The 25273-nt window shown below is 72.0% G+C and carries 23 protein-coding genes; 3 read left to right on the top strand and 20 right to left on the bottom strand.

Features of this window, described 5'->3' with window-relative positions; genetic code table 11:
• Positions 1–4 precede the first annotated feature (4 nt).
• Both crtD and ASF18_RS17335 read left to right on the top strand, forming a co-directional pair.
• Positions 5–1528, top strand: a complete 1524-nt coding sequence (gene crtD / locus ASF18_RS17340) for a 1-hydroxycarotenoid 3,4-desaturase CrtD (protein WP_244472740.1) — start codon at positions 5–7, stop codon at positions 1526–1528.
• On the top strand, positions 1486–2385 hold the full coding sequence (locus tag ASF18_RS17335; protein ID WP_200917628.1) for a carotenoid 1,2-hydratase: 900 nt from the start codon (positions 1486–1488) through the stop codon (positions 2383–2385). Before crtD ends, ASF18_RS17335 begins: the two co-directional genes overlap by 43 nt.
• Before the next feature lie 6 nt (positions 2386–2391).
• On the opposite strand, the gene ASF18_RS23815 is transcribed toward ASF18_RS17335, so the two are convergent.
• The 3 genes from ASF18_RS23815 to ASF18_RS17325 are packed head-to-tail and all read right to left on the bottom strand — an operon-like array spanning position 2392 to position 5193.
• Positions 2392–2553: a hypothetical protein gene (locus ASF18_RS23815; protein ID WP_156394230.1), complete on the bottom strand. Its 162-nt coding sequence runs from the start codon at positions 2551–2553 to the stop codon at positions 2392–2394.
• The gene (locus ASF18_RS17330; protein WP_056353390.1) at positions 2550–3686 is read right to left on the bottom strand and encodes a phytoene/squalene synthase family protein; all 1137 of its coding nucleotides are present in this window, start codon (positions 3684–3686) and stop codon (positions 2550–2552) included. The genes ASF18_RS23815 and ASF18_RS17330 overlap by 4 nt, the downstream gene beginning before the upstream one ends.
• Positions 3667–5193 carry a phytoene desaturase gene (locus tag ASF18_RS17325; protein WP_056353385.1) on the bottom strand — a complete coding sequence of 509 codons (1527 nt, stop codon included), beginning with the start codon at positions 5191–5193 and terminating at the stop codon, positions 3667–3669. Before ASF18_RS17325 ends, ASF18_RS17330 begins: the two co-directional genes overlap by 20 nt.
• A gap of 286 nt (positions 5194–5479) precedes the next feature.
• On the opposite strand from ASF18_RS17325, the gene ASF18_RS17320 reads away from it, so the two are divergent.
• Positions 5480–5968, top strand: a complete 489-nt coding sequence (locus ASF18_RS17320) for a hypothetical protein (protein WP_156649913.1) — start codon at positions 5480–5482, stop codon at positions 5966–5968.
• Between the two features lie 67 nt (positions 5969–6035).
• Here ASF18_RS17320 and ASF18_RS17315 read toward each other — a convergent pair whose 3' ends face one another.
• The 17 genes from ASF18_RS17315 to bchB all read right to left on the bottom strand — a co-directional run bounded on the left by ASF18_RS17315 (position 6036) and on the right by bchB (position 25273).
• Positions 6036–6668, bottom strand: coding sequence for a LysE family translocator (locus ASF18_RS17315; RefSeq protein ID WP_056353379.1), 633 nt, complete (start codon positions 6666–6668; stop codon positions 6036–6038).
• 303 nt (positions 6669–6971) lie between these two features.
• A complete protein-coding gene (locus ASF18_RS17310; RefSeq protein WP_056353376.1) occupies positions 6972–7562 on the bottom strand; it encodes a GNAT family protein in 591 nt (196 codons plus the stop codon).
• A gap of 114 nt (positions 7563–7676) precedes the next feature.
• Entirely contained in the window at positions 7677–8585 is a 909-nt protein-coding gene (gene bchO, locus ASF18_RS17305) for an alpha/beta fold hydrolase BchO (RefSeq protein WP_056353373.1), read from the bottom strand.
• A gap of 10 nt (positions 8586–8595) precedes the next feature.
• The gene (locus tag ASF18_RS17300) at positions 8596–10293 is read right to left on the bottom strand and encodes a magnesium chelatase subunit D (RefSeq protein WP_056353370.1); all 1698 of its coding nucleotides are present in this window, start codon (positions 10291–10293) and stop codon (positions 8596–8598) included.
• Positions 10290–11405 (bottom strand): magnesium chelatase ATPase subunit I, encoded by a 1116-nt coding sequence (gene bchI / locus ASF18_RS17295; RefSeq protein ID WP_082487780.1) that lies wholly within the window; start codon positions 11403–11405, stop codon positions 10290–10292. The genes ASF18_RS17300 and bchI overlap by 4 nt, the downstream gene beginning before the upstream one ends.
• 102 nt (positions 11406–11507) lie before the next feature.
• Positions 11508–12725 (bottom strand): 5-aminolevulinate synthase, encoded by a 1218-nt coding sequence (gene hemA, locus ASF18_RS17290; protein ID WP_056353367.1) that lies wholly within the window; start codon positions 12723–12725, stop codon positions 11508–11510.
• A gap of 107 nt (positions 12726–12832) precedes the next feature.
• Entirely contained in the window at positions 12833–13684 is an 852-nt protein-coding gene (gene puhE / locus ASF18_RS17285) for a putative photosynthetic complex assembly protein PuhE (protein ID WP_082487674.1), read from the bottom strand.
• Position 13685: 1 nt separating this feature from the next.
• Positions 13686–14729 (bottom strand): magnesium-protoporphyrin IX monomethyl ester (oxidative) cyclase, encoded by a 1044-nt coding sequence (gene acsF, locus ASF18_RS17280; protein WP_200917666.1) that lies wholly within the window; start codon positions 14727–14729, stop codon positions 13686–13688.
• 44 nt (positions 14730–14773) lie between these two features.
• Positions 14774–15073 (bottom strand): hypothetical protein, encoded by a 300-nt coding sequence (locus tag ASF18_RS17275; protein WP_056219521.1) that lies wholly within the window; start codon positions 15071–15073, stop codon positions 14774–14776.
• The gene (puhC, locus tag ASF18_RS17270; protein ID WP_082487672.1) at positions 15073–15549 is read right to left on the bottom strand and encodes a photosynthetic complex assembly protein PuhC; all 477 of its coding nucleotides are present in this window, start codon (positions 15547–15549) and stop codon (positions 15073–15075) included. The genes ASF18_RS17275 and puhC overlap by 1 nt, the downstream gene beginning before the upstream one ends.
• Positions 15550–15553: 4 nt before the next feature.
• Positions 15554–16240 (bottom strand): photosynthetic complex putative assembly protein PuhB, encoded by a 687-nt coding sequence (gene puhB, locus ASF18_RS17265; RefSeq protein WP_056353364.1) that lies wholly within the window; start codon positions 16238–16240, stop codon positions 15554–15556.
• Positions 16237–17013, bottom strand: a complete 777-nt coding sequence (puhA, locus tag ASF18_RS17260) for a photosynthetic reaction center subunit H (protein WP_056353362.1) — start codon at positions 17011–17013, stop codon at positions 16237–16239. The genes puhB and puhA overlap by 4 nt, the downstream gene beginning before the upstream one ends.
• A gap of 12 nt (positions 17014–17025) precedes the next feature.
• Complete coding sequence (locus ASF18_RS17255; RefSeq protein ID WP_056273192.1) at positions 17026–18444, bottom strand: MFS transporter; 1419 nt, start codon at positions 18442–18444, stop codon at positions 17026–17028.
• Complete coding sequence (gene bchM, locus ASF18_RS17250) at positions 18441–19142, bottom strand: magnesium protoporphyrin IX methyltransferase (RefSeq protein WP_056353360.1); 702 nt, start codon at positions 19140–19142, stop codon at positions 18441–18443. Before bchM ends, ASF18_RS17255 begins: the two co-directional genes overlap by 4 nt.
• Positions 19143–19156: 14 nt before the next feature.
• Complete coding sequence (gene bchL, locus ASF18_RS17245; RefSeq protein WP_056219099.1) at positions 19157–20050, bottom strand: ferredoxin:protochlorophyllide reductase (ATP-dependent) iron-sulfur ATP-binding protein; 894 nt, start codon at positions 20048–20050, stop codon at positions 19157–19159.
• Positions 20047–23757 carry a magnesium chelatase subunit H gene (locus tag ASF18_RS17240; protein WP_056353357.1) on the bottom strand — a complete coding sequence of 1237 codons (3711 nt, stop codon included), beginning with the start codon at positions 23755–23757 and terminating at the stop codon, positions 20047–20049. Before ASF18_RS17240 ends, bchL begins: the two co-directional genes overlap by 4 nt.
• Positions 23732–25273, bottom strand: a complete 1542-nt coding sequence (bchB, locus tag ASF18_RS17235) for a ferredoxin:protochlorophyllide reductase (ATP-dependent) subunit B (protein WP_056353353.1) — start codon at positions 25271–25273, stop codon at positions 23732–23734. Before bchB ends, ASF18_RS17240 begins: the two co-directional genes overlap by 26 nt.

Here is a 25273-nt window from a genome sequence, read left to right as displayed (position 1 = left end):
CCACGTGAAGATCGTCATCATCGGCGCGGGGATCGGAGGTCTGGTGGCGGCCCTGCGACTCGCCCATGCGGGCCTCGACGTGACGGTGCTGGAGCGGGCGCAGCGGCCGGGCGGCAAGATGCGACGCGTGCCGGTGGGCGAGGCGGCGGTCGATGCCGGTCCGACCGTGTTCACGATGCGCTGGGTCTTCGAGGAGATCTTTGCCGAATGCGGTGCGGATCTCGCCGCCCATGTCGGGCTGGAGCCGGCCGCGATCCTGGCCCGCCACGCCTGGGGACCGGGCGAACAGCTCGACCTCCACGCCGATCCGGACGCCTCCGAGACGGCCATCGCGGACTTCGCCGGGGCACGCGAGCGCGACGGATACCGCCGGTTCCGCGCCCGGGCGGCCGAGGTCTACGCCACCCTGGAGGGGCCCTTCATTCGTGGCGAGCGCCCGAGCCCGATCGATCTGACCCGCCGGGCCGGCCTCTCGGGACTGGGCGACCTCTGGCGAATCCAGCCCTTCACGACCCTGTGGCGCGCGCTGGGCGACTACTTCGAAGACCCGCGCCTGCGCCAGCTCTTCGGCCGCTACGCGACCTATTGCGGCTCGTCGCCCTTCGCGGCCCCCGCGACCCTGATGCTGGTGGCCCATGTGGAGAGCCAGGGCGTCTGGCACGTGGCCGGTGGCCTCAGCCGCCTTGCCGCCGCGGTCGCCGATCTGGCGGCGGAGCGCGGCGCCGGATTCCGCTACGGGACGGCTGCGCGGGGCATCGCCGTGCAGGGCGGCCGCGTCGTCGGCGTCGATCTCGACGACGGCGAGCGGCTGACCGCGGATGCCGTCATCAGCAATGCCGATGTGGCGGCCCTGGCCGACGGCCTGCTCGGACGCGACGCCGCCTGGGCGGCCGAGACCGTCCCGGCCTTCGAGCGGTCGCTCTCGGCGGTCACGCTCTGCGCGCAGGCCCGCGCCGAAGGCTTTCCGCTCTCGCGGCACACAGTGTTCTTCTCGGGCGACTACGCCGCGGAGTTCGCGCGCATCCGTGCCGGGCATCTGCCGGACGATCCCACCGTCTACGTCTGCGCGCAGGATCGCACCGACGCGAACGTGCCGTCAGGACGGCTCGAGCGCCTGCTCTGCCTCGTCAATGCCCCGGCCCGGACCTTCAGCCCCTCGGAGATCAAGACATGCGTGACCACGATGCGGCGGCGCCTGAGCGCGAGCGGATTGACCCTCTCGGAGACGGCGGATTCGGTGACGACGGGCCCGGCGGAGTTCGCGCGCTTGTTCCCGGGATCGGCGGGCGCCCTCTACGGACGGGCGTCCCACGGCTGGATGGCCTCGTTCAAGCGCCCGGGCGCCCGCACGCGGATTCCGGGCCTCTACCTCGCGGGGGGGAGCGTCCATCCGGGACCGGGGGTGCCGATGGCGGCGCAGTCCGGGCGGATCGCGGCGGACAGCCTGCTGCGGGACCGGAGCGGCGCCCGCGCTTCGATACGCGGGTGGATCGCGACGGCTACGTCTGGTGGTACGTCGATGCCCTGAGCGAGGACGGCCGCCAGGGCCTGACCATCATCGCCTTCATCGGCAGCGTGTTCTCGCCCTATTATGCCTGGGACCCCGCCCGCGACCCCTTCGATCACTGCGCCGTCAACGTCGTGCTCTACGGGGAGCGGGCCAACCGCTTCTGCATGACCGAGCGGGGCCGTGCGAGCCTCTACCGGGATGCGGACCACATCCGGATCGGCCCGAGCGGCCTGTCCTGGGACGGCACAACCCTGACGATCCGCCTCGACGAGGTGACGGCGCCGATCCCCTCGCGGGTCCGGGGGACGGTGCGCCTGCGCCCGGGCGGCTTCACGCCGGGCCCCTGCACCCTCGACGCGCGGGGCCAGCACCGCTGGTGGCCGATGGCGCCCTCCTCGCCGGTGGAGGTGGCGCTGGAGGAGCCCGGGATCGCCTGGCGCGGAACCGCCTACTTCGACACCAACCACGGCGACACGTCGCTGGAGGCCGCATTTCGCGATTGGACCTGGTGCCGTGCCGACCTGCGCGACGGGGCCGCGATCCTGTACGACGTGAACCGGACGGACGGCACCCGGCAGGAACTCACCCTGTGCTTTGCCGCCGACGGAACGCCCCGGGACATCGATCCGCCGCGGCGTGTCGCGCTGCCGCCGACGCGGTTCTGGCGCATGCCGCGCGAGACGCGCAGCGACGATGCGCGTGTCGAGGTCGCGCGGACCTTCGAGGACACGCCGTTCTATGCGCGCTCGTGGTTACGCTCGACCCTGCGCGGCGAGGCGGTGCGCCCGGTTCACGAGAGCCTGTCGCTCGCGCGTTTCCGTCACCCGCTGGTCCGGCTGATGCTTCCGTTCCGGATGCCGCGCCGGACGCGCTGAAACGGATCAGGCCGGCGGGTCCTTCGCCCGCTCGGCCACCGCGCGCTGGGCCGCCGCCCGGTCGCGCCGGATGCCGCGCTTCAGGACGACGAGCTGCCAGGTCGCCAGCCCGAGGGCGAGCGCGAAGACGAGACCGATGTCGAAGGCGGCGAAGAGCGGGTCCGTCATGGGCCGGCCGGCAGCGCGGCCTCGCGCGCGCGAAGGGTCTCGACGAGGTCGAGGACCCGGGCCGCCTGGGCGGGGACGTTCCACCAGGCCGTCGGCACCGGCATGGGCTGGGCGGCCACGGCCTCCACCAGGAAGGCGGTCTCGGCCAGGGCCGGCTCGGCAAGGTCTCGCCCGATCAGGCCCGGCGCGGCGGCCAGGGGCAGGAGGGCCCGGGCCATCAGGGCGGCCTTTCGCCGGCCGGGAACGCGGGCGCGGGTGGCGACCGGGTCGAGGCCGCCACGCTCGAGGTCGCGGCCGATCTCGGCGTAGATCAGGCGGGCGGCACGGATGGCGGGCCGGCAATCGAGGGGCAGCCCGGGGATGCCCGCCTCGGCCCGGGCGTAGAGCGAATCGGCGACAGCGAGCAGACGACCGACGATCGCCCGCAGTTCCGGGCCGGCAACCGGATCGGCGACGAAGGCGTCCGGGTCGAGGCCGGCCTCCCGCATCCAGGCGAGCGGCAGGTAGAGGCGCCCGGCCCGGGCATCCTCGCCGACGTCGCGGGCGATGTTGGTGAACTGCATGGCGACGCCGAGGTCGCAGGCCCGGGCGAGCACGGCGGCGTCGCGCACGCCCATCAGCACCGTCATCATCGCGCCGACGCTGCCGGCGACCCGGGCCGCATAGGCGGTGAGGTCGGACAGGGTCTCGTAGCGCCGCCCCTGCGCGTCCCAGGCCAGCCCCTCGATGAGGGCGGCGGGCAGGGCCTGGGGCAGCGTGTGGCCGGCCACGAGGTCGGCCATGGCCCGGTCGGCGGGGGAATCGGAAGGGGCTTCGTCGTAGATGCGGGCAAGGCGGGTGGCGAGGCGCGCCAGGGCCGCCGGACGGTCGCGGGCCGGGGCATGGTCCACCGCGTCGTCGGACAGGCGGCAGAAGGCGTAGAGCCCGTAGGCCGGCCGCCGAACCCGGGCCGGCAGCAGGGCGGAGGCGGCAAAGAAGCTGCGCGAGCCGTCCCGGATCGCGGCCCGGCAGGCGGCATGGTCTGCGGCATCCGCATGGGGAATCGCCCAGAGCGGCGGCCGCTCCGGTTCGCGCCGGACGGCGTCGAAGAACGGGCGGGCGGGCCGAACGATTTCAGGCGAAGAGACGCGCATCCGGCACCACCGTGTCGAGAACCTTGGCCGAGGACAGGACGCCGGGAAGCCCGGCACCCGGATGGGTGCCCGCGCCGACGAGGTAGAGATTGCGGAACGCCGACGAGGCGTTGTGCGGCCGGAACCAGGCCGACTGCGTCAGCACGGGTTCCAGGCCGAAGCCGGAGCCGCGAAAGCTGAGGAAGTCGCCGGCGAAATCCGCCGGGGTGGTGACGCGGGAGGTCACTATCGAACCCGCGAGGCCCGGCATCACCGAACGCTCCAGGCTGTCGGCGATGGCCTTGCGGTAGGGCTCCGCGAGCACCGACCAGTCCTGCCCACCGGCGAGGTTCGGCACCGGCGCCAGCACGTAGAACGCGTCGCAGCCCGGCGGCGCCAGGAGCGGATCGGTGGCGGTGGGGCGGTGCAGGTACAGGCTGAAATCCGGCGCCAGCACCTTCCGGACGAAGATGTCCTCGATCAGTTCGCGATAGCGCGGCCCCATCAGGATGGTGTGGTGGGCGAGGTCGGGGAACTGCCGGTTGGTGCCGAAGTACCAGACGAAGAGGCCCATGGAGGAGGACGAGGCCTTCAGCTTCGCCCGGTGCCAGGACCGGCCCTCCCCGCCGAGCAGCGACAGGTAGGTCTCGGCGGAATCGGCGTTCGACACGACGATGTCGGCGGCGATGCGGGTGCCGTCGGCGAGGGTGACGCCGGTGGCCGCCCCGGCGGTGACGTCGATGCGGGCCACGTCGGCCCGGCAGCGCAGGGTGCCGCCCTGCCCCTCGATCAGCTTGACGAGACCGTCGACCAGACGGCCGGTGCCGCCCATGGCGAAATGCACGCCCCAGCGGCGCTCCAGATGGGCGATCAGGCAGTAGATGGCGCTGGCCCGGAAGGGCGAGCCGCCGATCAGCAGGGGATGGAAGCTGAAGATCGTGCGCAGGCGCTCGTCGCGGATGTAGCGCGCCACGAGGTCGTAGACCGAGCGGTGACCGCCCAGCCGCAGCAGCGACGGCGTGATCCGCAGCATGTCGCGGACCGAGGAGAAGGCGACGTGCCCGAGCTCCTCGAACCCGATCCGGCAGATCGCGGCGCTGCGCTCCATGAAGCGCTCGTAACCGGGAACGTCCTCGGGCGAGAACCGCGCCACCTCCGCCCGCATCGCCTCCGGGTCGCCGCTGTAGTCGAAGGTGGCGCCGTCCGGGAAGCGGATACGGTAGAAGGGCAGTATCGGCGCCAGGGTGACGTCGTCGGCCATGCGCCGCCCGCACAGGGTCCAGAGTTCCTCGAACAGGAACGGCGCCGTGACGATGGTCGGCCCAGCATCGAAGGTGAAGCCGTCCTGGCGGTGGACGCGGGCCCGCCCGCCGGGCTGGTCCAGGCGCTCCAACACCGTCACCCGGTAGCCGCGCGCGCCGAGACGCACCGCCGCCGCCAGTCCCCCGAATCCGCTGCCGATCACCACCGCGTGCGGGCGGGGAGACCGGGTCGTCGCGAGGCTCGGCGAGTCGGCGAGTGTCAACATAACCTGACACTATTCGTGGTCAGGCGTCGGGCGCAAGGGCGGATTCATCGGCCGTCGACCATCGGCCTTCGATTCCGCGCATCGCGATCCGGCTTCGCAGGGAGCCGGTGCCGCCTCTTGCAGGACCGCTGTAGCGGGCAAGGATGACGCATCCTTCGCCGGAGAGCGGTTCGTGGCGCTTCGCAGAGATGTGCCTGGTCGCGCCGCACCCGACGATACAACCCTGAGTTATCACGCCATTAGATGCGACGGGCGGACAATCGGCTCTCGGATGGGGACGCCTCGAATGACTGTCACGCCAGGACCGGTGACAGAGAACCTTGCGATCCTTTCCGTGCGCGGCCCCAGGACACTGACAATGGACAAGTTCTTTAAATCGCTAGTGATCTATGTCATCGCAGGGCCGATCATTGGCCTGCTGACGTTGCTTTGTATTCGGTCAATCGTTGTGTCGGATTTAAAAATCTTCAACCTTGATATGTTGGTCGTCATGACTTTTGCCTATGGTATTGGCATCATTCCGGCAGTGATCAGCGGCCTACTATACCAGTATCCAATCTTTCTGATCGAAAAGAAAGCCATGAGAATTATCATCTCGATGCCGATCGGCGCAGTCGCGATGTTTACTTGGATTGATGGCAGCTCAAGATACTTCATCGGTTATTTCGGTGGCTCGATGCTTTATTCGGTTCTGTTTGGAGCTTTCGTCTCGCTACTCTGCTCGATCATCATCGAACTGTGCATGCCTTCTGCGCGGCTCGACAAAAGCTCCTGAGTCGCCCCGCAGGAGACGGTGCCGAAACACCCCCTTCCCCGTCGTCGGTCAGCGATGGAAAACCGCTTCAGCGCCGCGCCTCGGTCATCATCCGGACGGCGAGGCCGGCCAGGACCGTTCCCATGATCCAGCGCTGGACCATGGCGAACGAGGGCCGGCGCGTCAGGAACAGGGCGATCGACCCGGCCGAGACCGCGATCGCAGCGTTGACCAAGACGCTGAGGACGATCTGGATCGCCCCGAGGCCGAGGGCCTGGGCAAAGACGCTGCCCCGGGCCGGATCGATGAACTGCGGCAGCAGCGACAGGTACATCACCGCGATCTTCGGGTTGAGCAGGTTCGTCAGGAAGCCCATCAGGAACAGCTTCCGGGGACCGTCCTGCGGCAGGGCCTTCACTTCGAAGGGGGAGCGTCCCCCGGGCCGCACGGCCTGCCAGGCGAGCCAGAGCAGGTAGAGGCCGCCGACGATGCGGATCGCGTCGTAGGCAAACGGCACCGCCAGGACCAGGGCGGTGAGACCGAAGGCGGCGCACAGCATGTAGACCACGAACCCGAGGGCGACGCCGCCGAGCGAAATCAGGCCCGCCCGCGGGCCCTGACAGATCGAGCGCGAGATCAGGTAGACCATGTTCGGCCCGGGCGTCAGCGCCATGCCGAGGGCGACCGCCGCGAACGCGAGGAGGCTCGTGGTTCCGGACATCGTCGGGTCCCCTTCCGTGAGAAGCCTGCGGGCGGGCGAGCCCGGACGGCTGGAGCGGCCGGCGCACGATCCGCGCCGGTCCCCCGTCATCGGACATCGGGCGCGCGATGGCTACGGGACACAGCCGACCAACCCCAGCCATTTCCCTCGGACCGGGCGGAGACGATTTCGGCGCGGACCCGTCTTGCGGACCATCGGCGCGCGAAGCCACCTCGATCTCGGCGCTCGTCCGAACCGGGGCTCCGTCAAGCCCGCATGTTCGAGGAACTCGTCGTCGCGGTCACGCTGCTCGTGGCGGCCACGCTAGCGCGGCTTCGCGAGTTGCCAGGTCAGGTGGGTCCGCACGGTGGGCCAGTCCGGCGCGACGATGCTGTAGACGCAGGTGTCCCGCAGGGAGCCGTCCGCGAGGCGCTGGTGGTGGCGCAGGATGCCGTCGAGGCGCGCCCCGAGGCGCTCGATGGCGCGCCGGCTCGCCTGGTTCAGGACATGGGTGCGGAACTCGACGGCGAGGCAGCCGAGGGCCTCGAAGGCGTGGCCCAGAAGCAGGCGCTTCGCCTCGGTGTTGAGATGGGTGCGCTGGACCCGCGCGGCGTACCAGGTCGAGCCGATCTCCACCCGCGGCCCGGCGGCGTCGATGTTCATGTAGGTGGTCATCCCGACGGGGCGCCCGCCGGGCCCGTCGAGGACGGTGAAGGGCAGCATCGTGCCGAGGTCCCGCAGGCCGAGCCGGCGCTCGATCTCGGCCGCCATCGTCTCCGGGGCGGGGATCGCCGTGTACCAGAGGCGCCAGAGCTCGCCGTCCTGCACCGCCTCGGCCAGGGCCGCGGCGTGGTCGTGCGCCAGCGGCACGAGTTCGACGTGCCGGCCGGTGAGGGTGACGGGCGTCAGCGCCATGGGCAGAAACCTCCCGGACGGGGGCCGAGCCGGCACCGTCGTCGGACATCCAAGATCGGACCATCCCCAGTCGGGCGTCCTCTCGCCCGTCGGTGCGGCCGGGCTGCGTCCGCGTCAAGTCCCGGCGGACGGTTGGACGGCGACCTGCTCCCGGTAGGCCGCGACGATCTCGTCGGCGACGCGCGCCGGCGCCTCCTCGTGGGCGAGGTGCCCGAGGTTGCGGATGAGGCGGACCCGGGCGTCGGGCAGCCGGTCCTTCAGGGCGAAGGCGGTCTCGGGGGCGATCGCCTTGTCGTCGCCGCCGACGAGCAGCAGCGTCGGCACCGCGAGCCGGCCGATCTCCCGGTCGAGAGCGGCGAGGTTCCAGTTCGCCATCATGCCGAGGGCGCCGGCCACGTGGCCCGGGCAGCGGAAGAGGCGCCGGTAGAGTTCGAGGCCGCGGGCGTCGAGGCGCGAGCCGGTGCCGCGGATCAGGCGCTCCACCGCCGGACGGTCGGCGGTCCAGGCGAAGATCCTCGGGGTGACGGGGTTCAGGAACAGCATCCGGGCGAGCCCCGGGAACAGCACCGAGGCGAGGCCGGGAAACGGCGTCAGGGCGCCGTTCAGGGCCACCAGCAGCCGGGGTGCCAGCCCGTCCAGGCAGAGCCGCACCAGGATCGCCGCGCCGGCGGAATGCCCGACCACGAGGTCCGGCGACAGGTCGAGGGTCCTCAAGAGGTCGCGGATCGCTCCGGCCATGCCGGGCAGGGACAGGCGCCCGGCGGGCAACGGATCCGTGAAGCCGTGGCCCGGCAGGTCCGGGGCCACGACCCGGAAGTGTTCGGCGAGCAGCGGCGCGAGGCCGGCCCAGGAATGGGTGGCCGCGCCGGTGCCGTGCAGGAGCAGGACGACGGGGGCCTCCGGCGCCCCGAACTCCTGCACGTGCCAGGTCAGGTCGCCGGCGCGGACGAACCGGCTCGCGGCGCGGTTGGGCCAATCCGCGCCGTCGCGCTCCCACTGGGGCCGGTCGCTCGGCGCAGGCATCGCAGATCCTTCAGCGGGCCGAGCGGATCGCGGTGCTCATGGCCGCGGCATCGGCATAGGGAAGCGGGACATAGCGCGCGCCCATCGCTTCGGCGAGGCGCCGCGCGGTCTCCTGCGACCGCGCCGCGGTGTCGATGAGGATCGTCCGGATGGCGTCGGCCCGCAGAAGGCCGGCGGCGTTCAGGGCTTCGGCGCCGGCCGCGACCCGGCCGGGCGCCCCGGAGCGGGCGACGTTGGCGCGCCCGTCGGTGAGCACCACCACCACGGGGGTGCCGCCGCCGCGCCGGACGGCGCGGGCGAGGGTGCCGGCGGCGTCGAGGCCCGAGGCCAGCGGCGTGCCCCCGCCCCCGGGCAGGGCCGAGAGGCCGCGCCGGGCCCGCGCCAGGGCGCGGGTCGGGGCCAGGACGATCTCGGCCCCGGCGCCCCGGAACGCGACGAGGGCGACCTTGTCGCGCCGGACATAGGCCTCGGCCAGGAGCAGCTCGACGGCGCCCTTCGCCTCGGCCAGGCGCTCCAGGGCGGCCGAACCGGAGGCATCCACGGCGAAGATGGTGGTGGTTTCGCTGCGCTGGCGGAACCGCATGATGCGGAAATCCTCGCTGCGCACCTGGATCAGGCGCGGGGCGCCCTCCGCCCCGGAGCGCAGGCGCTGCCAGGGCGCGGCGGCCCGCAGGGTCGGCAGGAGGGCGAGCCGGGCCGTGCGCGGCGAGCCGGGCCGGGTGCCGGCCGGACGGCCGCTGCGCGGGGCCTGCATCACCGCGCCGACGCGCCCGGCCTTCGGGGCGGCCGGCGCCGCGCCGGCCTCGCCCAGGCGGGCGAGGAGATTCGGCGGGATCGCCGCGCGGGCGGCCTCGACCAGGCTCTCGGCACCCGGTTCGAGACCGGGATCGGACGACTCGGTCCCGTCCGATGCGGGCGACTCGGGCCGATCCGCCGGCGCCGCCTCCGCGTCCTCCGGGCTCGACGGCAGGCGCGTCGCGCGCGGGGCGAGGACGAGGCAGGAGGCCTCGCGAACGTCTCGCGCGCGAAGCGCCTTGTGCCCCGCCAGCAGGCGGGCGATCCGCAGGGCCAGCAGGGGCGCCCGAAGGGAGGCGATGCCGAGCGCGGCCGCGACCGCGCAGAGATCCGCGACCGCGGCGTCGGGTTCGAGGTCCGGGTCGTCCGGTTCCGGATCGCCTTCAGTCGCCGCCCCTTGCGTGTCGCCCCAGGCGAGACCGGTCAGGTCGAGACGGAAGGCCAGGCGATCGGCCAGGGCCTCGGGAACCGCGGCGTCGTCGCCCTCCCCCTCGTCGAGGAGGATGAGGCCGATCCGCGTGCGGGTCCGCGTCGCCAGTCCGTCGCGCTCGGCGCGCACCTCGCCGGCATCCAGCGCGGCGGCGAGGCGAGCGGCGGTGCCGGAGGACAGGCGCTCCGCCATGGGCACCACCACGAGCCCGCCATCGGCCTCGGCCAGAAGGCCGGACTGGGCGACGGGCCGCCCCGCCGCCAGGGTCGCGGCGAGGTCGAGTCCCCCGAGGAGGCGGTCGTCGGCGATGCCCGCCGGCATCCGGCGGACGGGCCGGGCGGGTGCGAGTTCGCCTGCGAGACGGTCGAGCCAGAGGTCCCGCACCGGGCCGGCCCCGGCCCGGACGAGGACGCCGCCGCAGGCATGTGGGTCGCGGGCGACGAGGTGCGCCACGCGCAGGGCGACGGCCCAGGCGGGGCTCATCGGGCGAGGATGTCCTCCACGGCGCGGGCGACCCGCGCGGTGGAACCGGATTCGTCGAGGGGGTTGCGGCGCAGGCGGTGGCGCAGGGCCGAGGGGGCGATCCGGGCCAGGTGATCGAGGCCCACGGTCTCGGCGCCCTCGTAGGCGGCGAGCGCCCGGGCGGTGCGCATCAGCGTGAGTTCGCCGCGCAGGCCGTCGGTGCCGAGCGCCAGGCAGAGGCGGGCGGCGGCCTCCAGGGTGGCGTCGGGCACGGCGAGGGCGGGAAGCCGGGCGCGGGCGGCGGTGAGCGCCTTGCGGATGGCGCGGTCGGCCTTGGCGTAGCCGGCACAGAAGGCCGCCGGATCGCGCTCGTAGGCGTCGCGGCGGCGGACCACGTCGATGCGGGTCGGCAGGTCGGTGGGCGTCGTCACCTCGACGGCAAGGCCGAAGCGGTCGAGGAGCTGGGGCCGCAGCTCCCCCTCCTCCGGGTTGCCGCTGCCGACGAGGACGAACCGGGCGGGATGGCGGATGCTGAGGCCCTCGCGCTCCACGGTGTTCACCCCGGAGGCGGCGACGTCGAGGAGGAGGTCGACGAGGTGGTCCTCCAGCAGGTTGACCTCGTCGATGTAGAGGAAGCCGCGATTGGCCCGGGCGAGCAGGCCCGGCTCGAAGGCCTTCTCGCCGCGGGTCAGAGCGCGCTCCAGGTCGAGGGCACCGACCACCCGGTCCTCGGTGGCGCCCAGCGGCAGGTCCACCACCGGGACAGGAATAGATTCGGCGCGCAGCTCCACCTGCTCGCGGCAGCGGTGGCAGTGCTCGGCCGGCCGGCCGGGATCGCAGGCATAGGGGCAGCCCGCCACCGCCGTCATCGGCGGCAGCAGCGCGGCGAGGCCGCGGATCGCCGTCGACTTGCCGGTGCCGCGGTCGCCGAACACCAGCACGCCGCCGACCGACGGGTCGACGGCCGCGATGAGCAGCGCCCGGCGCATCTCGTCCTGGCCGACGATGGCCGAGAAGGGGAAGGTCGGCGTGGCCGAGGCCGTTTGGGCCTGCGGCGCCTTGACCGGACCCGCGGCCCGGAGGATCGGCGGCGTCTCGCTCGAAGGCGTCGCGGAGACCGGTTTGAGGGACATCGCTCGGATCGATCCATTCACGATCATGGGCTTGATCTTCCTTGCGCGAGACCGTGTGCGGGCTCCCCTGCCCCCATGCGGGGTGCAGGGTTCGCGGGCGTCCTACTCGGCCGCCGCGCGCTGGACGCCCATCCGGCCCCAGATCGTGCTCAGCGCGCCGACGAGGTGGTCGATGTCGCCGTCGGAATGCAGGGGCGACGGCGTGATCCGGAGGCGCTCGGTGCCGCGGGGCACGGTGGGGTAGTTGATCGGCTGGACGTAGATGCCGAACTCGTCGAGCAGGGTGTCGCTGATCGCCTTGCACAGCACGGGATCGCAGACCATCACCGGCACGATGTGGCTGTCGTTCGGCAGATAGGGGATGCCGGCGGCGTCGAGGCGGGCGCGCACCGCGGCGACCCGCTCCTGGTGCCGGGCCCGCTCGGCTCCGCTCGCCTTGAGGTGGCGGATGCTCGCCGCGGCCCCCGCCGCCACGGCGGGCGGCAGCGAGGTGGTGAAGATGAAGCCTGAGGCGAAGCTGCGCACGAAGTCGCAGAGCCTGGCCGAGCCGGTGATGTAGCCGCCATGGACCGCGAAGGCCTTGCCGAGCGTGCCCTCGATCACGTCGAGGCGGTGGGCGAGGCCGTCGCGCTCCGAGATGCCGCCGCCGCGCGCCCCGTAGAGGCCGACGGCGTGCACCTCGTCGAGGTAGGTGAGCGCGCCGTGCGCCTCGGCGACGTCACAGATCTCCGCGATCGGAGCGATGTCGCCGTCCATCGAGTAGACCGACTCGAAGGCCACGATCTTCGGGCGGCCCGGATCGACGAGGCGCAGCTTGCGGTCGAGATCCTCGGGGTCGTTGTGGCGGAAGATGTGGCGCTCGGCGCGGCTCGCCTTGATCCCCTCGATCATTGAGGCGTGGTTGCCGGCATCCGAGAAGATCGCGCAGCCGGGGAGCTGGCTCCCGAGGGTGCCCAAAGCCGCCCAGTTCGAGACGTAGCCGGAGGTGAAGAGCAAAGCGGCCTCCTTGGCGTGGAGGTCGGCGAGCTCGCGCTCGAGGAGCACGTGGTAATGGTTGGTGCCCGAGATGTTGCGGGTGCCCCCGGCCCCGGCGCCGCAGCGGTCCAGGGCCTCGTGCATGGCGTCGAGCACGGCCGGGTTCTGGCCCATGCCGAGATAGTCGTTGGAGCACCAGACGGTGACGGGCCGCGTGCCGGCCGGCGTGTGGTGGGTGGCGTGCGGGAAGCGGCCCGCCTGCCGTTCGAGGTCGGTGAAGACGCGGTAGCGACCCTCGCGATGCAGGCCGGCCAAAGCAGAGCCGAAGATCTCTTCGTAGTTCATGCCCGTCCCCTTCCCTCGTTGCACGGCGGGTTTCGGCCCGCTCGCCTCTCCTGCCGCCGCGGCGGCGTCGATCGCGCCGGTCCGCCGGGGCGGACCGGGAACCTGTTTCAGCGTCCCTCGGCCTCGGCGAGGCGGGGCTCGCCGACGCGAGGGCTTTCCCCGCGCGCGGCCGGGACGGGCGAGGACACCGGGCCGCCCCGGTCCGGTTTCGGCAGGCTCCACTGCCACAGAGCGGCCGAGGGCAGCGGCAGCATGAGGAAGCCGTGTTCCAGGGTGGCCAGCGCCATCAGGGTCGCCAGGATGCTGAGGCCGGCGACTTCGTGGGCGGTGATGCCCTCGGCCAGGGCCGCCAGCACCAGGGCGGCGGTGGCGAGGCCGGCCGCCGTCACCGAGACCGGGAACAGCGGGTTCATGGCGCGCACCCGCAGGTAGCTGCCGAGATAGGCGAGGTGCTCGGGCAGGAATTCGGCGTTGAGGTTGCGCACCCCGAGGAAGAGGTTCAGCCGGGCGGAGAGATTCATCCCCCACAGGACGAGGTAGGTCCACAGGGCGAAGAGGTTCGGCTGGCGCCAGGTCAGAACCAGGATCGCGAGGCCGCCGGCGACGATGGCCGCCTCGTGCCACAGGCTGGTGGCCGCCGCCGCGCGAAAGCGCCGGAAGCCCCGTGCGTCGGGCGGGCAGCCCTCCGCCCGGGGGCCGGAGACGTAGCCCATGTAGTAGCTCATCTCCTGCCAGCCCCAGACCACCAGGGCCGCCGTGAAGGCGACGTATGCGCCGCCCGCGCTGGCATCGCCGGCCGAGGCGCCGATGGCCCACAGCGCCAGAGCGAGCACGCCCGTGCCCGCCGCCATGCTGACCCCGTGCGTCGCGCGCGGGCGGTGGTCGAGGAGCAGGATCAGGCCGGTGGAGAACCACCAGACCAGCACCGCATAGAGGGCGGGAAGCGCGTAGGCGGCCATCCTACCAGACCGGCTCGAGGCGGATCTCCGCCGGCATCGGGTTGTCGCGGGTCGGCAGGGCGTAGAGCCGGGCGAAGTTCACCGCCGAGGCGGCGACCCAGGCGCCCTGCTTGAGCTTACCGAGGAAGCCGCCCTGCGCCTTGGCATCGGCGATCCCCACCGAGCAGGCGAGCAGCCGGTCGAGGGCCTGCTTGAAGCGCGGATTGTCGAGGTCCAGCGTCAGGGGGAACGTCTGCTTCGAGATCTCCGAAGTGATCCGGAAGACCTGGAAGTCGTAATCGGTCGGATCGACCCCGAGGGCCTCATGGAAGGCCGGCCGGCAATGATCGCGGACATACATGGTCGCGAAGACCGCCAGGAGGAAGAACTTGATCCAGTAGCGGTTCACGCCGGAGGTCAGCTTCGGGTTGGCCCGCATCAACAGGGCGAAGGCCTCGCCGTGGCGGAACTCGTCGTTGCACCACTTCTCGAACCACTTGAAGATCGGGTGGAAGCGGCGCTCGGGCCTGCGCTCCAGCTCGCGGAAGATGGTGATGTAGCGGGCGTAACCGATCTTCTCGGAGAGATAGGTGGCGTAGAAGATGAACTTCGGCCGGAAGAAGGTGTACTTCTTCGATTTGGTCAGGAAGCCCAGGTCCACGCCGATGCCGAAATCCTTCAGCACGTCGTTGATGAACCCGGCGTGGCGCGCCTCGTCCCGGCTCATGAAGCCGAACAGCTCGCGGATGTCGGGGTTCTTGGCGCGCTTGCGCATCTCGGCATAGAGCACGCAGCCCGAGAACTCGGCGGTGATCGACGAGACCAGGAAGTCCATGAACTCCTTGCGCAGGGCCGGGTCGAGCCCGGACATGTCGCAGTCGAACTCCGAATTGCGGGTGAAGTGGCGCTTGTTCGGATCGGCGCGCAGCTCGGCGATGAGCTTGTTCCACTCGGCCCGGACGGGCTCGACGTCGGTGCGGTCGAGTTCCTCGAAGTTGGTCGTGTAGAAGCGCGGCGACAGGAACGTCGTCTCCTGCGCGGCCTTGGTGGCCTCGTTGAGGGGCAGTTTGGGCGCGGGAGCCTTGGGAACGGACTGCTGAATGGCTGCGGTCACAGGCGCCTCCTCTCGGAAAAGCTGACTTCGTAGAGTTCGGTGAGCTCGAGGTGGCCCGCGAGCTTGGTCCAGAGCCGCTCCAGGCGTCCGGCGCGGGTCACGGTGGCGGTCCGGCGCACCACGAGGCGTTCGCCGTAGGGCACCGAGGTGGGCGCGTCGTGCACCTGCACGGCGTCGCCGGGCTCGATCTCGAAGCTGGCGTCGAGGACCACGTGGGCGTGCAGGCTCTCGGGCGTCTGTTCGATCTCGACGGTGCAGGGGACGTCGACGGTGCGGCGTCCGTTCAGCCAGGCCATCATCGTGCGGCTCCGTCGTTCGGCATCAGGCGGGCGAAGGCGGCGAAGTTCGAGGGACCGAAGGCGCCGAAATCGACGCTGCGGCCGGTGAGCGCGTCGTCGAGCCGGAGGGAGCCGTCGTCGAAGCGCGTCAGGCGGAAGGGGACGTCGCGCGGCAGGCCGGCCCGGAGCCGCCCCTGTGCGAAGCCCCGCAGGGTGGCACGGATGAAGTTGTCCGCGCCCGGCCGGACGGTGGCGACGAGGTCGCCGTGCTCGGCGTCCCGCAGGGTGATCGAGCCGTCCGCCGCGTCGTCGACCCGGAGGGCGAGGCTCTGGACGGGGCGCGCCGGCTCCATCCGGGTCAGGCCGATGCTCTCGACCCGGCCGACGGTCACGGCCACCACGACGAAGCCGAGGAGGAGGCCGACGCCGGCCACGAGTCCCCGGGAGGTGCGGCCGGCGGTGCGTGCGAGGGGATGCGGGTTGGATCGGGTCATCGGATCAGCTCGCAGTGGCGAGGCGCGGGCCGGGCGCCACGCGCGGCCGCAGGATGACCGGGCCGGCCGTCTCCTCCGGCGCCGCGCGATGGGCCGCCAGCGCGCGGGCCAGGATCGCGGCCACCTCGCCGCCCTGCGCCACCGTGCGCAGCATCGGCTCGGGCCGCTTCACGTGCCAGGGCCGGGCATGGGGCCAGAGGTGGAGGTAGGCGACGCGGTTGCCCGGGCGAAGGCGCAGGGGAAGATCGGCGCTGCTGTCGCCATAGAGGTGGCAGCCGGCCCCCTCCACCAGGGCGAAGGGCAGGTTCAGGGTCATCGGCAGGGCGATGCCGATCCGCATGACCACCCGGCGGTTGGTGATGGTGTAGGTGGTGGTGCGGGCCGAGAGCCAGCCGAGGAGGCCCAGGAGCAGGACCGCACCGGTGCCGATCCCCAGGGTGGGCAGGGCGAGCGACGCGGCCTCCCGAACCTGTCCGGCGAGGGCCGCCGGGAGCGCCGCCCACAGGGCCAGCCCGACGAACCAGAGGCCGACGAGGCGCAGATGCAGCGCCCGGAAGGCGATGCCGAAGCCGCAGGGGCGTCCCTGCCAGAGGATGTGCTCGCCGGCGGGCAGCGGCGCCGGCAGGCCGGGCGGCGCGTCGAAGGCGTTGGCGGGCAGGTGCGGCACGGGCCGCCTGATGGACCGGTTCACAGGATGGCCTCCTGCCGGGTGGGGGTCGCGTAGAGGGTGCCGCCGCCGTAGAACGCCATGATCCGCTCCTCTTCGTTGAGGGTGACCGAATCCGGATCCTTGGTGGTGGGGACGTCGGCGAACTGGTGCGCCAGCAGGGCTTCGCAGGTCACGCGCTGGGAGAACCGGCCGGTCCGGCAGAAGGTGGCGGGCATCAGCACCCGCCGGCCGCCGGCGCCGAGCTCGACCTCGTAGTAGCGCACCATGGATTCCCCGCGATCGACCCAGAGATCGCTTACGGTGCCGGCCACCTGCCGGTCGGCGCCGAACACCGACATGCCGATGGGGTTCGGGCCGAGTTCATGGACCACGAAGTGCGCCGCGACCCGCAGGGGCACGATGCGCTTCTCGCGATCCCAGGTCTCGTCGTGGCTGTCCTCGCGGTCGGCGTAGGAGCCGGGACCGATGGCGTCGTGCAGTCCATCCGTATCGGGCTCCAGCGGCGCGCCCGGCCAGACCTCGTGCTTGTGGCCGCGATAGGTCCAGGGGGTGCGCTCGCCGGTCTGGGGCGCGTGCTTCACGTGGCCGTTGGAGAGGAAGAAGGCCTTCGGCGACGGGATCAGGAACGGGTCCGGGGGCATCGCTCGGCCGCGGGCGGCCTCGGATTCGAGCGGGTAGCCCTCGCGGCGATCCTCGCGGCGCAGATAGAAGACGAGGCCGGCGAAGAAGATCCAGAACGCGTAGAGGACCAGCTGCGCGACGTCGACGTAGCCCGTGATTTCACCTCTCGGCATGGCCGGTCTCCTTCAGGCTGAGCGAGGCAGGGATCGAGGAAGAGGCGTGCGGCTCTCGGGCCGGACGAGCGGGCCGATGGCCAGCAGCGTCGCGAACAGCAGCGCGATCTCCAGATGGTAGACGATGAGGTACCCGGTGGAGGGCAGGTTCAGCGCCTCGCCGAGCCGGCCGGTCTCGGCCAGATGCGCGCCGAGATCGCGCAGGATGCCGCTCGCCGCGATGGCGAGGCCGGCCGCGCTGGCCTGGACCGCGCCCCAGGCGCCGAGGGCGAGGCCCGTATCCTCCGGGCCGGCCTTGGCCATGGAGGCCGTCAGTGTCCCGTGAGCGAAGAGTCCGCCGCCGAGGCCGATCAGGGCGACGCCCACGGCGAAGAGCCGGGCGGAATCCAGGGGCGCGGCGAAGACCACCGCGGAGAAGGCCGCGATGCCCACGACCGCCCCGGAGGCCGCGACCCGGAAGGCGTCGCCGCCCCGGTCGAGCCAGCGCGCCGCGATCAGGAGCCCGAGGCCGCCGCCGGCGGCCAGCAGCGCGGTCAGGGCCGTGGTGGCGGCCACCGGCAGGTGCAGGATCTGGCCACCATAGGGCTCGAGCAGGATGTCCTGCATCGAGAAGGCGGCGGTGCCGAGCCCGGTGGCGACGAGGCGGCGGCGCGCCCGGCCCTTGCCGGCATAGAGGGCCCAGGAGTCCGAGAAGGTCGGCCGGGGCAGGTCGCGCGCCGTGCGGGTGGGCGACCGGGGCTCCTGCTTCCAGAGGGCGATGCCGTTGAGCACGACGGTGAGGAGCGCGGCCCCCTGGATCACCTTGATGAGGCGCAGGGCCGAGAAATCCGCCAGCAGCAGCCCGAAGGCGATGGCGCTCACCACCATGCCGGCCAGCAGCATGACGCAGAGCAGCGCCACCACCCGCGGTCGCGCATGGGCCGGGGCGAGGTCGGTGGCCAGCGCCAGGCCCACGGTCTGGGTGGTATGGAGGCCGGCGCCGACCATGACGAAGGCGAGCGCGGCGGCCACGTGGCCGGGCCAAGCCGGGCCGGTGGTGTCGCCCGACAAGATCAGCAGGGCGAAGGGCATGATGGCCAGCCCGCCGAACTGCAGCAGCGTGCCGAACCAGATGTAGGGCACCCGGCGCCAGCCCAGGACCGAGCGGTGGGTGTCCGAGCGGAACCCGACGAGCGCCCGGAACGGCGCGAAGATCAGCGGCAGGGACAGCATCACGGCCACGATCCAGGCCGGCACCGCGAGTTCGACGATCATCACCCGGTTGAGGGTGCCGATGAGCAGCACCGCGGCCATGCCGACCGTGACCTGGAACAGGGCGAGCCGCAGCAGGCGCCCCATGGGCAGCTCCGCCGTCGCCGCGTCGGCGAAGGGCAGGAAGCCGGGACCGACGCGTTGCAGGGCGCGGGCCATGGAGGCGCCGAGGCGGGTCATGGCAACCGCCGGAGTTCGAAGGCCTGGGACAGGTAGAACCCGCTGTTCACCCGGTGCGCGCGTGCGACCCGGACACCGGCCAGGGCCGGCTCCGCCGCCAGGCGACGGCGCAGGTCCGCCGCGCCGACGGGCACGATGGCGGGCGCCCGGTCGCCTCGCGGGAAGGCGCGGCCGGCCATGTGCATCAGCGTGAGAAGGGGCGTGCGCGGCGCGACGGTGAAGAGGATGCCGGCCTCGGTCCGGGCCGCCAGAGCCGCGAGCGCCTGCACGATGTCGGGCGTGGCGTAGTGGATCAGGGAATCCATCGCCACGACGTGGTCGAATCGGCCCAGCGCCGGGTCGAGCATGTCGCCGACCCGGAAGTCGATCCGCCCCGGGGCCGACAGGGTGGTGCGCTCCCGGGCGAGGCCGATCAGCGTCGGCGACACGTCGATGGCGACGACCTCGGCGCCGCGGCGCGCCGCCTCCAGGCTCAGGGCCCCGGTGCCGCAGCCGGCATCGAGGAGGCGCCGGCCCGTGAGGTCGTCGGGCAGCCAGGACAGGAGGTTGGCCCGCATGGCGTCGCGGCCGGCCCGCACCGTGGCGCGGATCTTCGAGACCGGCGCGTCCGAGGTCAGCCGGGCCCAGGCTTCGACCGCGGTGCGGTCGAAGTAGGTGGTGAGCTGGGAGCGGCGGGCGGCGTAGCTGTGCGAGGTCATGGTTCGGCGCCCGCTCAATCGAAGCCGAGGAATTCGAACAGGTCACGGTCCTTCATGGGGATCGCGTTGAGCGGCTTGCCGCCGGCCCAAAGATGCGCCGCGAGACGCATGTACTCGGTGGTGACGGCTTCGAGTTCCGGCGTCGGCTCCATCTCGAACAGGGTCGACTTCTTGAGGCGCGAGCGCCGGACCACGTCGAGGTCGGGGAAGTGCGCGATGCGCTCGAGGCCCACGGCGGCATTGAAGCGGTCGATCTCGTCGGTCTTGGCCGAGCGGTTGGCGATGACCCCGCCGAGGCGCACCGGATAGTTCTTCGCCTTGGCATGGATCGCGGCCACGATGCGGTTCATGGCGAAGATCGAGTCGAAGTCGTTGGCGGTGACGATGAGGGCCTGGTCGGCGTGCTGGAGCGGCGAGGCGAAGCCGCCGCAGACCACGTCGCCGAGCACGTCGAAGATCACCACGTCGGTGTCCTCGAGGAGGTGATGCTCCTTGAGGAGCTTCACCGTCTGGCCGACGACGTAGCCGCCGCAGCCGGTGCCCGCCGGCGGGCCGCCGGCCTCGACGCACATGACGCCGTTGTAGCCCTCGGCCACGAAATCCTCGATGCGCAGCTCCTCGGAGTGGAACTGCACGGCCTCCAGGGCATCGATCACGGTCGGGGCCAGGCGCTTCGTCAGCGTGAAGGTCGAATCGTGCTTGGGGTCGCAGCCGATCTGCAGCACGCGCTTGCCGAGCTTGGAGAACGCCACCGACAGGTTCGACGAAGTGGTCGACTTGCCGATGCCGCCCTTGCCGTAGACCGCGAACACCTTGGCGGTGCCGATCTTGAGGTTCGGGTCGAGCTCGACCTGGACGCTGCCCTCGGGCTGGCGCGCGGTGACGGGATTGCGGATGGCGATGTTCATGCGGCGACCCCTGCGGTGATGCCTTCGACGCGGTCCTCGAGTTCCTCCTCGGCGCGGTCGAGCGCGTCGCGCGTCTCCGCGTCGGGGGTCCAGAAGCCGCGCTGGTGCGCCTCGATCAGCCGGTGAGCCACCTTGGCCGAAGCGGTCGGGTTGAGGGCCGCCATGCGCGCGCGCATGGCGGGGTCGAGGACGTAGGTCTCGGTGATGCGCTGGTAGACCCAGGGGGCGACGCCGTTGGTGGTGGCCGACCAGCCCAGGGTGTTGGTGAGGTGCGCCTCGATCTGGCGCACGCCCTCGTAGCCGTGGCCGAGCATGCCCTCGGTCCATTTCGGGTTGAGCATCCGGGTGCGGGTCTCCAGGGAGACCTGCTCCGTCAGGGTCCGGACCACGCCTTCGCCGCGGGTCTGGTCGCTGATGAAGATCGGTACCGCCGCGCCGCGGGCTTCGGCGACGGCGCGGCCCATGCCGCCGAGACCGTCGAAGTAGTGGTCCACCGAGGTGACGCCGACCTCGACCGAATCGAGGTTCTGGTAGGCGAGATCGACGGTGGCGAGCACGGCCCCCATCAGGGCGCGCTGGGCGGTGGGCACGCCGGTGCGGCCGTAGGCGAAGGATTTGCGCCGCGCGAAGGTCTCGGAGATCTCGTCGGCCTCTTCCCAACGGCCGGATTCGACGAGCTGGTTGACGTTGGCGCCGTAGGTGCCCTCCGCGTTGGAGAACACCCGCAGGGCCGCGGTTTCGAGGTCGATCCCGTGCTCGGCCTGGAGCGCCAGGGCGTGCTTGCGCACGAAGTTCCGGTCGGACGGCTCGTCGGCGGTGGCGGCGAGATAAGAGGCTTCGGCCAGGAGCTTGGTCTGGAGCGGCAGCAGATCGCGGAAGATGCCCGACAGGGTCACGACCACGTCGATGCGCGGGCGACCCAGGGTTTCGAGGGGGATCAGAATGGCGCCGCAGAGGCGGCCGTAGCCGTCGAAGCGCGGGGCCGCGCCGATCAGCGCCAGGGCCTGGGCGATGGGACCGCCCTCGCTCTTCAGGTTGTCGGTGCCCCAGAGCACGAGGGCGATGCTCTCGGGCAGCGCCGCGCCCTCGTCGCGGTAGCGGGCCAGGAGACGCGCGGCCTGCCGGGCGCCGTCCGCGAGGGCGAAGGCCGAGGGCAGGCGGTAGGGGTCGAAGCCGTGCAGGTTGCGGCCCGTGGGCAGGATGTCCGGGTTGCGCAGGAGGTCCCCGCCGGCGACGGGGGCGATGAAGCGGCCGTCGAGGGCGGCAAGGAGGCCCCGGATCTCGTGATCCCGTGACAACAGGAGATCGGTCTCGCGCAGGGACGCGAAGGCGGCGCGGTTCGCATCGGAGGGGCCGAGACCGCCCTGCGCCAGGGCGGCGTCGATGGCCGCGCCGGCCACAAGGGCCTGGAGGCCGGCACGGGTGGGCACGAGGCCGTGGCTGGCCTCCGCCAGGGCGAGGAGGATGTCGGTCCGCTCCTCCGGCGGCGTCGCCTGCCCGACCACGTGGAGGCCGTGCGGGATCAGGGTGTGCTCCAGTTCATGGAGTGCCGTGCCGAGGCCGTGGACGTGGCCGGCGAGATCGGCGGTCCAGGCGGGCTCGGCGGCAACGAGGTCGAGGCCGGCGCCCTGGGCCTGGATCAGCTCGGCGAGATCGCGGCGCTCGCCCACCGCCTCCGGCTCCAGGCCGCGCCAGCGTTCGATCGAGGCCTTGAGGTCGATCAGGCCGCGATAAAGTCCGGCCTGGGCCAGGCTCGGGGTCAGGTAGCTTACCAGGGTCGCGGCCGAGCGGCGCTTGGCCAGCAGGCCCTCGGACGGGTTGTTGGCGGCGTAGAGATAGATGTGGGGCAGCGCGCCGATCAGCCGCTCGGGCCAGCAGGCGCCGGACAGGCCGGTCTGCTTGCCGGGCATGAATTCCAGCGCCCCGTGGGTGCCGAAATGCAGCACCGCGTCGGCGCGGAAATCCTCGCGCAGGTAGCGGTAGAAGGCCGAGAAGGCGTGGGTCGGGGCGAAGCCGCGCTCGAACAGCAGCCGCATCGGGTCGCCCTCGTAGCCGAAGCCCGGCTGGACGCCGACGAAGACGTTGCCGAACTGCGCGCCGAGCACGAAGATCTGCGAGCCGTTGCTGTTCTGGCGGCCGGGGGCCGGCCCCCACTGCGCCTCGATCTCGGCGAGGTGGCGCTCGCGGCGGACATGGTCGTCGGCCGGGATGCGGTGGTGGACGTTGGCGGGCGTGCCGAACCGGGTGGCGTTGCCGTCGAGCACCGCCCCGCGCAGGGCTTCCACGCTCTCGGGCAGATCGACCGCGTAACCCTCGGCCTTCAGGGCCGCAAGGGTGTTGTGGAGGGAGTGGTAGACCGACAGGAAGGCGGCGGTGCCGATGCTGCCGGCATTGGGCGGGAAGCCGAACAGCACCACGGCGACCCGGCGCTCGGCCCGCGCCTTGCGGCGCAGGACCACGAGGCGCTCGACGCGGGCGGCGAGCATGTCGGCGCGCTCGGGATGCACGACCATGTCGCGGGCGCTGGCGCCGAGGGAGCGGCTGGAGCGTCCGCCGAACACCATCGGACTGGTCGCGCCGTCGAGCTCGGGGATCGCCACCATCATGGTGGCTTCCACCGGCGACAGGCCCCGGTCGGAGGCTTCCCACTGCTCCAGGGTCTGGAACTCGAGGGCGTGGGCCGCGAGGTAGGGCACGTCGAGGTCGGTGAGGAGCGCCTGGGCCCCGGCGGCGTCGTTGTAGGCCGGGCCGCCCACCAGGGAGAAGCCGGTGAGCGAGACAAGCGCGTCGATGGTCGGGCGCCCGTCGCGCCGGAAGAACGCATCGATGGCCGGGCGGTTGTCGAGGCCGCTGGCGAAGGCTGGCACGACGCTGAGCCCCCGCGCCTCCAGGGCGGCGATGACGCCGTCGTAATGCGCCGTGTTTCCGGCCAGCACGTAGGAGCGCATGACGAGGAGGCCGACGCGGCCCTTCAGGGCGCCGGCGGGTGCGGGCACCTTCGCCCCATCCTCGCCGATCCGGCCGGCCATGCGCGGATGATACAGCCCGGTCTCGGGGTAGCTGAGCGGCGCCGGCGCGGCGGCGATTCGGCGCCAGCCCTCGCGCGGGCCGGCGGCGTAGCGGCCGACCAGGAAGCGCACGAGGTTGGCGATGTTCTCGTCCGAGCCCGAGAGCCAGTATTGCAGGGTAAGGAAATAGGCCCGGACGTCCTGGGCCGAACCGGGAATGAACCGCAGGATCTTGGGCAGCTTGCGGATCATCGCCATCTGGCGGGCGCCGTTGCCCTGGGCGCCGGGCTTGCCACGCAGCTTCTTCAGGAAATCGAGGGCGCCGCGCTTGGTGCTGTCCATGTCGAAGCGGTTGAGGCGGGTGGTCTTCACCACCTCGCTCGCCGACAGGCAGCCGATCATGGCGTCGCAATGCGGGCGCCGGGCCAGCAGGGACGGCAGGATCGCCCGGACGTGCTCGTCCATGAACAGCATGGTGGAGAGGACGATGTCGGCGCGGGCGATGTCGGCCTTGCAGGCCTCCAGGGCGGTGGCGTCGGTGTCCCAGGCGGCGGCCGCGTGGAAGTCCAGGGTGAGGCCCGGCAGGTCGCGGGCGAGCCGTTGGCGGGCGCGCTCCAGCGCGCTCGCCACGTGGTTGTCCATCGTCACGAGGACGACCCGGAGCGCCGGGCGCTCAGCGTCCGAAATGCGCTTTGGCATCGTACAATGTCTCGACGGTGATGAGCGGCAGGGCACGTTCCCGTGCGAAGCGCTCGGTGTTCGCGCGGGCCTTGCCCCGCACGAAGAACGGGATCTTCTTCAGTTCCTTCTCGGCATCGGTCGCCCAGGTCAGGAGAATCGGTTCTGCGGCCACAGAAGGTGCCGGGGCGACCGGCTGCGGCGCAGCGACGCCGTGCCGGGGCAGGTGCGAGGGCGCGGCGGCACCGTGGAACTCGGCATCCTCGCGGAACATGCCGAGCAGGTGTTCCTCCAGGCCCATCATCAGCGGGTGGACCCAGGTGTCGAACAGGACGTTGGCGCCTTCGAACCCCATCTGCGGCGAGTGGCGCGCGGGGAAGTCCTGGACGTGGATCGGCGCCGAGATCACCGCGCAGGGCAACCCGAGGCGCTTGGCGATGTGCCGCTCCATCTGGGTGCCGAGCACGAGCTCCGGTCCCGCGGCCTGGATCGCGGCCTCGACGTCGAGGTAATCGTCGGTGATCGTGGCCTCGATGCCGTGGAGCGCCGCCTCGGCCCGGACCTCGCGGGCCAATTCGCGGGTGTAGGTGCCCAGGCCCACCACCTTGAAGCCGAGTTCCGTGGCGGCGACGCGGGCGGCGGCCAGCGCGTGGGTGGCGTCGCCGAAGATGAAGACCCGCTTGTCGGTGAGGTAGGTCGAATCGACCGAGCGCGAATACCAGGGCAGGCGCGAGGGGGCGCCGGCGAGGACGGGGGCGGGATCGACGCCCGCGGCGGCGGCCACCGCCTCGACGAAGCGGATGGTGGCCTGGACGCCGATCGGGACGATCTCGACCATCGGCTGGCCGAAGGTCTTCTGAAGGTGCAGGCCGGCGGCACGGGCGATCTCGGGATAGAGCACGACGTTAAAATCCGCCGCCCCGAGGCGCCCGAGATCGGCGGGCGTCGCACCGAGCGGCGCCACCACGTTCACGTCGATGCCGAGGGCGGCGAGGATCTTGGTGACCTCCACGAGGTCGTCGCGATGGCGGAAGCCCAGTGCCGTGGGGCCGAGGATGTTGCAGAGGGGGCGGCGCCCGTTGCGCGCGCTCGGCGTGCCGCCGGCCAGCGCCCGGACGAGGCGGTAGAGGGTCTCCGAGGCGCCCCAGTTCTCCTTCTTCTGGTAGGCCGGAAGCTCCAGGGGGATGACCGGGATCGGCAGGTCGAGGGCGCGGGCGAGGCCGCCCGGGTCGTCCTGGATCAGCTCGGCGGTGCAGGAGGCCCCGACGATCATCGCCTGCGGCTGAAAGCGCGCGTAGGCCTCTCCCACGGCGTTCTGGAAGATCGCGGCGGTGTCGGCGCCGAGATCGCGGGCCTGGAAGGTCGTGTAGGTCACCGGCGGGCGGGCGTCGCGCCGCTCGATCATGGTGAAGAGGAGGTCGGCATAGGTGTCGCCCTGCGGCGCGTGCAGCACGTAGTGCAGGCCCTGCATGGCGGTGGCGATCCGCATGGCGCCGATATGCGGCGGTCCCTCGTAGGTCCAGAGCGTGAGCTGCAT

The sequence above is a fragment of the Methylobacterium sp. Leaf89 genome, assembly GCF_001422215.1.
Lineage (GTDB): Bacteria > Pseudomonadota > Alphaproteobacteria > Rhizobiales > Beijerinckiaceae > Methylobacterium.
Note: the sequence above shows the minus strand (reverse complement) of the source record. Positions and strands in the feature narration are given on the sequence as shown.